This window comes from Bradyrhizobium sp. P2_E8 (assembly GCF_056403875.1).
In genome coordinates, this window is record NZ_JBFUES010000226.1 from 1 (window position 1) to 8,759 (window position 8,759).

Consider the following 8,759-nt stretch of genomic DNA (forward strand, 5'->3'; position numbering starts at 1 on the left):
CTTTAGAATATCAGCCGGCCTGTAAGCCGGGTTCTGTAGGGCACCGTCCGCTTGCGCGAACGATACGTGACGACCATTCCTCTGGGGCCATGTTTGCACATGGCCTCGAGCAACCTACCCGGACGGCTGGCCTGACATCGCCCCGCGGCGTTATCGCTTGCGCGATCGGCCCGCATTTGCCGTCCCTATTCGGTTTTGCTCCCGGTGGGGTTTACCATGCCGGCTCCGTTGCCGGAGCCGCGGTGCGCTCTTACCGCACCTTTTCACCCTTACCCGTCTACGCAGCTTTCGCTGCTACGACGTGGCAAGCCTGGGCTTGCCTCGCCGAAGCCCAAAGGGCGGAGGCGGGCGGTTCGTTCTCTGTGGCACTTTCCCTGGGGTTGCCCCCGCCGGACGTTATCCGGCACCGTATGTCAAGGGAGCCCGGACTTTCCTCCCCGGCGGCCTTTCGACCGTTGCCGGAGCGGCCGTCCGGCCGACTGACGGGGTTAGGCATGGGCATTTGTGACGGTTTCGTCAAGCCGAGATCGTCGCGCACGCGATCTGCAAATAATTTATCCTGAAGATGTCGTTGGGCGTGGGCCCGGTTCGACTGGATGCCGGCGATCCAGCCGAGCAACAGGAGTTAAGCGATGCAGTATCTGCTGCTGATCTACCGGAACGAAGCTCAACAGAGCAAGATGGACCCTGCGGATTACCAGAAGCTGTTGACGGAGTATTCCGCCTACACCCAGTCCATCGTCCAGAGTGGCAACTTCAAGGCCGGCGACGGGCTTCAGCCGACCTCGACTGCGACGACTGTTCGCGTTCGCGACGGCAAGATACTCGCGACCGACGGTCCCTTCGCCGAGACCCGCGAGCAGCTCGGCGGCTATTATCTCGTCGAAGCGAGAGACCTCGACGCCGCGATCGCAATGGCGGCGCGGATTCCCGGAGCCCGGGACGGATCGATCGAAGTCAGGCCCGTCATGATCTACAAATGATCTCGTCCGCTGATATCGAATAATTATCCCGAGGATGTCGTTTGATGTTGGCCCCGTTCGACTGGATGTCGGCAATCAAGCCGAACAACAGGAGTAAGCCATGCAGTACCTGCTGCTGATCTACCGGAGCGAAGCGGAACTGAGCAAGATGACCCCCGCCGACCGTCAGGCGATGTCGGCGGAGTACGGCACTTATACGCAGTCCATCGTCCAGAGCGGTCATTTCAAGGCCGGCGACGGGCTTCAGCCGACCACGACCGCGACCACCGTGCGCGTCCGCGAGGGCAAGACCCTGACCACCGACGGTCCGTTCGCCGAGACTCGCGAACAACTCGGCGGCTACTATATGGTCGAGGCCAAGGATCTCGACACCGCCATTGGGCTGGCCGCGCGGATTCCCGGGGCCAAGGAGGGATCCATCGAGGTCAGGCCGGTCATGATCTACAAGTGATCTTTTCTGCCGACATCGCTCGGATTTTTCGCGACGAGGCGGGGCGGGTGCTTGCCACGCTGATCCGCCTCGTCGGCGATTTCGATCTCGCCGAGGACGCACTCCAGGATGCCTTCGCGGTCGCGCTCGAACGCTGGTCGGCGGGCGAGGTGCCCGATAATCCGCGCGCCTGGCTCGTCAATGTCGGTCGCAACAAGGCGATCGACCGCATCCGGCGGCAGGCCGCGTTCCGCGGCAAGCAGCGGGCGCTCCTGCATGAGCTCGAGCTCAACGCGCAGGCGCCCGACGAGCCGCCGGCGACGCTTGATGACGATATGCTGCGGCTGATCTTCACGTGCTGCCATCCAGCCTTCGCCATCGAGGTCCAGGTCGCGCTGACGCTGCGCACCGTGTGCGGCCTCTCGACCGCGCAGGTCGCGCGCGCGTTCCTCGTCGGTGAGGAGGCGATGGCGCAGCGCCTCGTCCGCGCCAAGCAGAAGATCAGGCTCGCCGGCATTCCTTATGAAGTGCCTGAGCACGCCGCGCTGGCGCCGCGGCTCAACGGCGTGCTCGCCGTGATCTATCTCGTCTTCACCGAAGGCTATGTTGCGACCTCGGGCGCGGATTTGATGCGGCCCGATCTCGCGGTCGAAGCGATCAGGCTCGGCCGGTTGCTCGACGGGCTGATGCCCGACCGCGCCGGGATCAAAGGTCTGCTCGCCTTGATGTTGCTGCACGATGCGCGCCGCGCAGGGCGCGAGACTGCGGCCGGCGACATTGTGCTGCTGGAAGAGCAGGACCGCACGCTCTGGGATCGCGCACAGATCGACGAAGGGCTGCGCCTCGTGGACGACGCACTGCACATACCCGGCCGGCCGCAACCCTATGCGGTGCAGGCCGCGATCGCCGCGCTGCATGCGCGCGCGCCGAGCTTTGAAGAGACCGACTGGCCGCAGATCGCCGGGCTCTATGAGGTGCTGCTACGGATCAATCCTTCGCCGGTAATCGAGCTCAACCACGCCGCTGCAATCTCGATGGTCGACGGCCCGGCGCGCGCGCTCGATCTCGTCGACGCGATCACCGCGCGCGGCGGGCTTGGCGGCTACGAACTGCTGCCCGCGGTGCGCGCGGATCTGTTGCGACGGCTGGGGCGCAAGGACGAGGCGCGCGAGGCGTATGTCGCGGCGACGGCGGCGACGCAGCTGGAGCCGCTGCGGCGGCTCTATGCGCGAAGGATGAGGGAGATGGGGTAGTTATTCCGGACTCCGTCATTGCGAGCGCAGCGAAGCAATCCAGGATGGTTCCGCGGAGACAGTCTGGATTGCTTCGTCGCAAGAGCTCCTCGCAATGACGAGTGCGTGGCTGGCGCCGTCACTTCGACGCGACCGCCGTCCCGTCCGGCAGGCTCGCCAGCAGCGCCTGCAAGGTCGACAGCGTCGAATGATCGGCGACACCATCCAGCCGCGCCGGGCGGAAATGGCGCTGGAAGGCGGTGACGACTTCCATTGTCGCGGCGTCGTATTTGCYGGTCAGCGGCACGCCATAGCCGTATCGCGCGAGCGCCTGCTGCAGGCTCAGCACCTCGTCGCTGATGGTGCCGAGCATCAGGCTCTCGCCGCGCACGACGGGCGTGGGCGTGACCCAGTGGCCGACGCCGGAATTGGCCAGCGAATGCCACGGAAATTTCTCGCCGGGATCCTTCTTGCGCGCGGGCGCGACGTCGGAATGGCCGAGCACGCGGTGCGCCGCCACCTTGCGGCGGAGCATGATGCCGCGGCACAGCGCGATCACGGCGGCGATCTGGCGCAGCGGAAACTCCGGATAGCCCCAGTCGTGGCCGCGATTGACGATCTCGATACCGATCGAGCAGGAGTTGACGTCGTCCTCGCCGGCCCAGGACGAGACGCCGGCGTGCCAGGCGCGCCTCGCCTCGGGCACGCATTGCACGATGCGGCCGTCCTCGAGCACGACGTAATGCGCCGACACTTCGGTGCCCGCCGTGCACAGCCGCGCCAGCGCGCCCTCGACATCGGGCATGCCGGTGTAGTGCAGCACGATCATGTCAGGCTGCCGTCCCTTGGCGCGTTCGCCATGGTTCGGCGAGGGGATGATGTCGGAGACGATCGAGGAATCCGGCTCGAACGTCCGCATGTTCGCCGCGGCCTTGGGAACCGGGAGAACGCGATGGCGCTTCGAATCAGATCCAGATGGCGTGGACGAACCGGACGACATAAACAGCTCAAGTCGGAACAGGAGAGGGCCAAGCCCTTCTCTTTACTATTCCTTTACCCTCCGCCGTGCGCAATCGCGCGTCGCGGTTAACGGATGCATTTTGGGCGGGTGTGTGGATGAGGCATCACTGCCGCCTCACCTTTTCGACTTGTAACGGGCCGATCAACGCTTTCTTAACGCTAAGGGCCGTTACTGAGAGATGAAGTGCCGACCCGCGTCCGGAGGCGGCCAAAGCGTATTTTGGCTCGAAATCCCATGGCTGCCCGACAAATTCCACTGGGAACACTGGGTTGGCGGCCCGGGACGACCGGGCTCGGTAATCATGCTGGACAAGGGTTGGGTCGTGGAACCGCCGCGACGCGGAATCATTCGAGGCGTTATGGGCTGGCTCGCCCCGGATCTGGCTTGGTTGTTCGGCAGGCGTGGCGCATGAGCTCCGCTCCTCACATTCCCGTGCTCGGCCGCGAGGCCGTCGATCATCTCGCGCCGCGCGAAGGCGGGATCTATGTCGACGCCACCTTCGGCGCCGGCGGCTATAGCCGCGCCATCCTCGACGTGCCTGGAACCCGACTCATCGCCATCGACCGCGACCGCACGGCAATCGCTGGCGGCGCCGAACTGGTCGAGCGCTCTGCCGGTAGGCTGACACTGGTCGAGGACCGCTTCTCCAATCTCGCCGACGTCTGCGCGGCGCACGGCGTCGATGCCGTGGACGGCGTCGTGATGGACGTCGGGGTGTCCTCGATGCAGCTCGACCAGGCCGGCCGCGGCTTCTCGTTTCGCCTCGACGGTCCGCTCGACATGCGAATGGGGCAGGCGGGACCGACGGCGGCCGATGTGGTCGCGCGCGCCTCGGAAGGCGATCTCGCCGACATCATCTATCTCTTCGGCGAGGAGCGGCAGTCGCGCCGCATCGCCCGCGCCATCGTCGCGGACCGGCAAGAGACGCCGTTCACGACCACGCGTGCGCTCGCCGATCTCGTCGGCAGGGTGGTTCGCTCCAAGCCCGGCGACATTCATCCCGCGACGCGGACGTTCCAGGCCCTGCGCATCTTCGTCAACGAGGAGCTCGAGGAACTCCAGACCGCGCTCGCTGCGGCCGAGCGCGTGCTCAAGCCCGGCGGTCGCCTCGTGGTCGTCTCGTTCCATTCGCTGGAAGACCGTATCGTCAAGAATTTCCTCGCCGAGCGGTCCAAGACGGGCGGCGGCTCGCGGCACCTGCCGGAGGTGGCGCAAACCGCGCCGAGCTTCCAGCTCCTGACGCGGCGGCCTGTCGTCGCCGGTGAAGACGAAGTTGCGCATAACCCGCGCGCGCGTTCGGCAAAACTGCGCGCAGCCGAGCGCACCCCGGCGGCGGCGCACAGGAGCGACGAGTCCTCGTCCTGGCCAAGACTCTCCGACGTGATGAGGGGAGGCTAGCGCATGCGCTTCATTCACCTCCTCGTCATCGGCGCGCTGATCTTCGCGGCGGCCTATGTCTACCGGATCAAGATGGACTCCACCGCGCGCACCGAGAAAGTGCTGCGGCTGCATGCGGAGATCCGCGAGCAGCGTGATGCGATCGCCTCGCTCCGCTCCGAATGGGCCAAGCTCGATGCGCCCCTGCGCCTGCAGGGCCTGTCCGAGCGGCACCTGCCGCTCAAGCCGGTCAACGGCACGCAATATGACTCGCTGAAGAACCTGCCCGAGCGTCCGCCGCGGATGTTCAGGCCCGGCGAGCCCGACCCGATCGGGGCCATGCTCAACACCATCGAAGCCGCGAGCGACCCCGACACCGTGACGGGCTCCGTGCCGCAGCCCGAGGACAAGCGATGAACGCCGTGACTCCGGCCAAACCGACCGAACCCTGGCGGCAGCGGCTGATCCGCAGCCTGCTCTACGGGCGCAATGTCGACCGCGCCGCGAAGGCGCGCGCGCGCGTCGGACTTGCGATGCTCGCCTTCGCCTCGGTCTACGTCCTGATCGGCGGCCGGCTCGTGATGTTCGCGATCGGTGCCGACGCCCACAGTGCGCGCCGTGCGGCGTCGCAGGAGGTGGTTGCGACTGCGCGGCCCGACATCGTCGACCGCAACGGCGCCATCCTGGCGACCGACGTCAAGGCGGCGAGCCTGTTCGGCGAGCCGCGCCGCATCATCGACAAGGACGAGGCGATYGAGCTTCTGACCGCGACCGTGCCCGACCTCGACGAGGCCGAGGTGCGCGAGCGCCTGAAGACACGCAAGGGCTTCGTCTGGCTCAAGCGCGAGATCACGCCGAAGCAGCAGCAGGACATCCACAAGCTCGGCATTCCCGGCATCGGCTTCCTGCGCGAGAACAAGCGCGTCTATCCGACCGGCAACGAGGTCGCCCACCTCATCGGTCTCGTCAATATCGACAACCAGGGCATCGCCGGCATGGAGAAGTGGCTCGACAATCAAGGGCTCGCCGATCTCCACCGCGCGGGCTTTGCCACCGACCGCCTGCAAAAGCCGATCGAGCTCTCGGTCGATCTGCGCGTCGAGCACGCGCTGCGCGACGAACTGCTGAAGGCCAAGGAGAAGTTCCACACCAAGGCGGCGTCCGGCATCGTCTCCAACGTCAAGACCGGCGAGATCGTGGCGATGGTCTCCCTTCCGGACTTCGACCCGAACAATCCGAAGGAGGCGCACGACCCCGACCGCATCAACCGCCTCACCACCGGCGTCTACGAGATGGGCTCGACCTTCAAGGCGTTCACGCTGGCGATGGCGCTCGATTCCGGAAAGATCAATCTGAACTCGTCGTGGGATGCGCGCGGCAACCTGCACTACGGCAAGTTCACCATCCACGACAGCCATCCGCTCGGACGGTTCATCAACACCAAGGAAGTGTTCACCTACTCGTCCAACATCGGCGCCGCACGGATCGCGCTCGGCCAGGGCGTCGAGGCGCACAAGGCGTTCCTCGCCAAGATGGGCCAGCTGACACGTCTGCGCACCGAGCTGCCGGAGAGCGCCGCTCCGCTGATTCCGCGCCGCTGGAGCGAGCTGAACACGGTCACCGCCGCGTTCGGCCAGGGCCTCTCGGTGGCGCCGCTGCAGGCGGTGATGGGAATCAACGCCCTGGTGAACGGCGGCTATTTGATTCCGCCGACCTTCATGAAGCGCAGCGAAGCGGAAGCGGCGGCGATGGCCAAGCGCGTGATCAAGCAGGACACCAGCGACAAGATGCGGTTCCTGATGCGGCTCAACGCCGAGATCGGTACCGCCAAGACCGCGGACGTCAAGGGCTACTATGTCGGCGGCAAGACCGGCACGTCCGAGAAGGTCATCAACGGCCGCTATGCCAAGAAGCGTGTGCTCAACTCCTTCACCGCGATCATGCCCTGCGACGATCCGAAATATCAGATCCTGATCATGCTGGACGAGCCGCAGGCGATCCCTGAGACGAAGGGTTTCATCACCTCGGGCTGGAACGCGGTGCCGACCGGCGGCAGGGTGATCGAGCGGATCGCGCCGCTCCTGGGCGTCGAGCCGCGGTTCGACCTGCCGCCGTCCGAGCGCCTTATTCTTGCAGCATCCAGGACAACCCAGTAATCAACCGGGTAGGCCATCGCCGGTGCTGAGTCGGGAGTTTTCGGCTTTCCGGCATGTCGACTGGACGACCATGAAACTGCGCGATCTCATAGGCAATGACGCCGCAATCGAGCCCGCTATCGCGGCGCTCGAAGTGACGGGGCTTGCGCTCGACAGCCGCGTGGTCAGGCCAGGTGATCTCTTCTTCGCGCTCGCAGGCAGCAAGACCGACGGCGCACGCTTCATCGACGCGGCGGTCGCCAAAGGTGCAGTGGCGATCGTCGGCGATCATGCGCCGGCCGCTTGCAACGTGCCGTTCGTCACGGTGGCCAATCCGCGCCGCGCGCTGGCGCAGGCCGCGGCAAGATTCTTCCCGTCGCAGCCCGCGACCATCGCCGCGGTGACCGGCACCAGCGGCAAGACCTCGGTCGCGGCGTTCACGCGCCAGATCTGGGAGCGGCTGGGCCATGCCTCCGCCAGCATCGGCACCATCGGTCTCGTGTCGCCGAAGCGCACCGTTTACGGCTCGCTGACCACGCCGGATCCGATCGCGCTGCACCGGCAATTGGACGAGATCGCGAGCGAGGGCGTGACGCATCTTGCCTTTGAAGCGTCGTCGCACGGGCTCGATCAATATCGCCTCGACGGCGTGCGCGTCTCCGCCGGCGGCTTCACCAATCTCTCGCGCGATCACATGGATTACCACCCGACCGTCGCGCATTATCTTGCGGCGAAGCTCCGGCTGTTCCGCGAACTGGTCCCGCCTGGCGGCGCGGCCGTGATTTCGGCCGATCATGATTGCTCGGCCGAAGCAATCGATGCGGCGAAGGCGCGCGGCCTGCGCGTGATGGCGGTCGGCCGTCACGGCGACGGGGCGGGCRAGGGCATTCGCCTCACCGAGGCGGAGGTCGAGGGCTTTTCGCAGAAGCTCACGGTTGAGCATCGCGGCAAGCGATACGCGATCCGGTTGCCGCTGGTCGGTGAATTCCAGATCGAGAATGCGCTGGTGTCGGCCGGCCTCGCCATCGGCACCGGCAGCGATCCGGCAAACGTGTTCGCGAGCCTTGAACATCTCGAAGGCGCCAAGGGCCGGCTCGAGCGCGTCGGTGAGCGCAACGGCGCGCCGATATTCGTCGACTATGCGCACAAGCCGGACGCGCTGGCGAAGGCGTTGCAGGCGCTGCGGCCTTATGCGAAGCGCAGGCTGGTCGTCGTGTTCGGCGCCGGCGGCGACCGCGATGCCGGCAAGCGTCCGATCATGGGTGAGATCGCCGCCGACAATGCCGACGGCGTCATCATCACCGACGACAATCCGCGCAGCGAGCAGCCGGAAGCGATYCGCGCCGCGATCCTCGCCACTGCGAAGGGCGCCCGCGAGATCGGCGACCGTGCTGCCGCGATCCGCGCCGCGATCGAGGAACTGGAAGAGGGCGATGCGCTGCTCATCGCCGGCAAGGGTCACGAGACCGGGCAGATCGTCGGCGGCGAGGTGCTGCCCTTCAGTGATCACGAGGCGGTTGCCGCCGCACTAGCGTCGAGGGTTGCATGAGCGCGCCAATATGGACGGTTGCGGAGGTGGCG

8 protein-coding genes and 1 other RNA gene are annotated in these 8,759 nt (G+C 66.1%); 7 read left to right on the forward strand and 2 right to left on the reverse strand.

Annotated elements, in window-relative coordinates; all coding sequences use genetic code 11:
- Positions 1-6: 6 nt before the first annotated feature.
- Positions 7-483: RNase P RNA component class A (gene rnpB / locus AC1D00_RS14975), an RNA gene on the reverse strand.
- Between the two features lie 149 nt (positions 484-632).
- Here rnpB and AC1D00_RS14980 point away from each other — a divergent pair.
- The 3 genes from AC1D00_RS14980 to AC1D00_RS14990 all read left to right on the forward strand — a co-directional run bounded on the left by AC1D00_RS14980 (position 633) and on the right by AC1D00_RS14990 (position 2,666).
- Positions 633-983, forward strand: coding sequence for a YciI family protein (locus AC1D00_RS14980; protein WP_477011200.1), 351 nt, complete (start codon positions 633-635; stop codon positions 981-983).
- 100 nt (positions 984-1,083) lie between these two features.
- Positions 1,084-1,434 (forward strand): YciI family protein, encoded by a 351-nt coding sequence (locus tag AC1D00_RS14985; protein WP_135175842.1) that lies wholly within the window; start codon positions 1,084-1,086, stop codon positions 1,432-1,434.
- On the forward strand, positions 1,431-2,666 hold the full coding sequence (locus AC1D00_RS14990; protein ID WP_477011201.1) for an RNA polymerase sigma factor: 1,236 nt from the start codon (positions 1,431-1,433) through the stop codon (positions 2,664-2,666). Before AC1D00_RS14985 ends, AC1D00_RS14990 begins: the two co-directional genes overlap by 4 nt.
- 118 nt (positions 2,667-2,784) lie before the next feature.
- On the opposite strand, the gene AC1D00_RS14995 is transcribed toward AC1D00_RS14990, so the two are convergent.
- A complete protein-coding gene (locus AC1D00_RS14995) occupies positions 2,785-3,564 on the reverse strand; it encodes an N-acetylmuramoyl-L-alanine amidase (protein ID WP_477011202.1) in 780 nt (259 codons plus the stop codon).
- Between the two features lie 510 nt (positions 3,565-4,074).
- Here AC1D00_RS14995 and rsmH point away from each other — a divergent pair.
- From rsmH to AC1D00_RS15015, 4 genes are all read left to right on the forward strand, one after another.
- Positions 4,075-5,064, forward strand: a complete 990-nt coding sequence (gene rsmH / locus AC1D00_RS15000; RefSeq protein ID WP_477011203.1) for a 16S rRNA (cytosine(1402)-N(4))-methyltransferase RsmH — start codon at positions 4,075-4,077, stop codon at positions 5,062-5,064.
- A gap of 3 nt (positions 5,065-5,067) precedes the next feature.
- Positions 5,068-5,460, forward strand: coding sequence for a cell division protein FtsL (ftsL, locus tag AC1D00_RS15005; RefSeq protein ID WP_135175846.1), 393 nt, complete (start codon positions 5,068-5,070; stop codon positions 5,458-5,460).
- The gene (locus AC1D00_RS15010; RefSeq protein ID WP_135175847.1) at positions 5,457-7,199 is read left to right on the forward strand and encodes a peptidoglycan D,D-transpeptidase FtsI family protein; all 1,743 of its coding nucleotides are present in this window, start codon (positions 5,457-5,459) and stop codon (positions 7,197-7,199) included. Before ftsL ends, AC1D00_RS15010 begins: the two co-directional genes overlap by 4 nt.
- 70 nt (positions 7,200-7,269) lie before the next feature.
- Entirely contained in the window at positions 7,270-8,727 is a 1,458-nt protein-coding gene (locus tag AC1D00_RS15015; protein ID WP_477011204.1) for a UDP-N-acetylmuramoyl-L-alanyl-D-glutamate--2,6-diaminopimelate ligase, read from the forward strand.
- Positions 8,728-8,759: the final 32 nt, after the last annotated feature.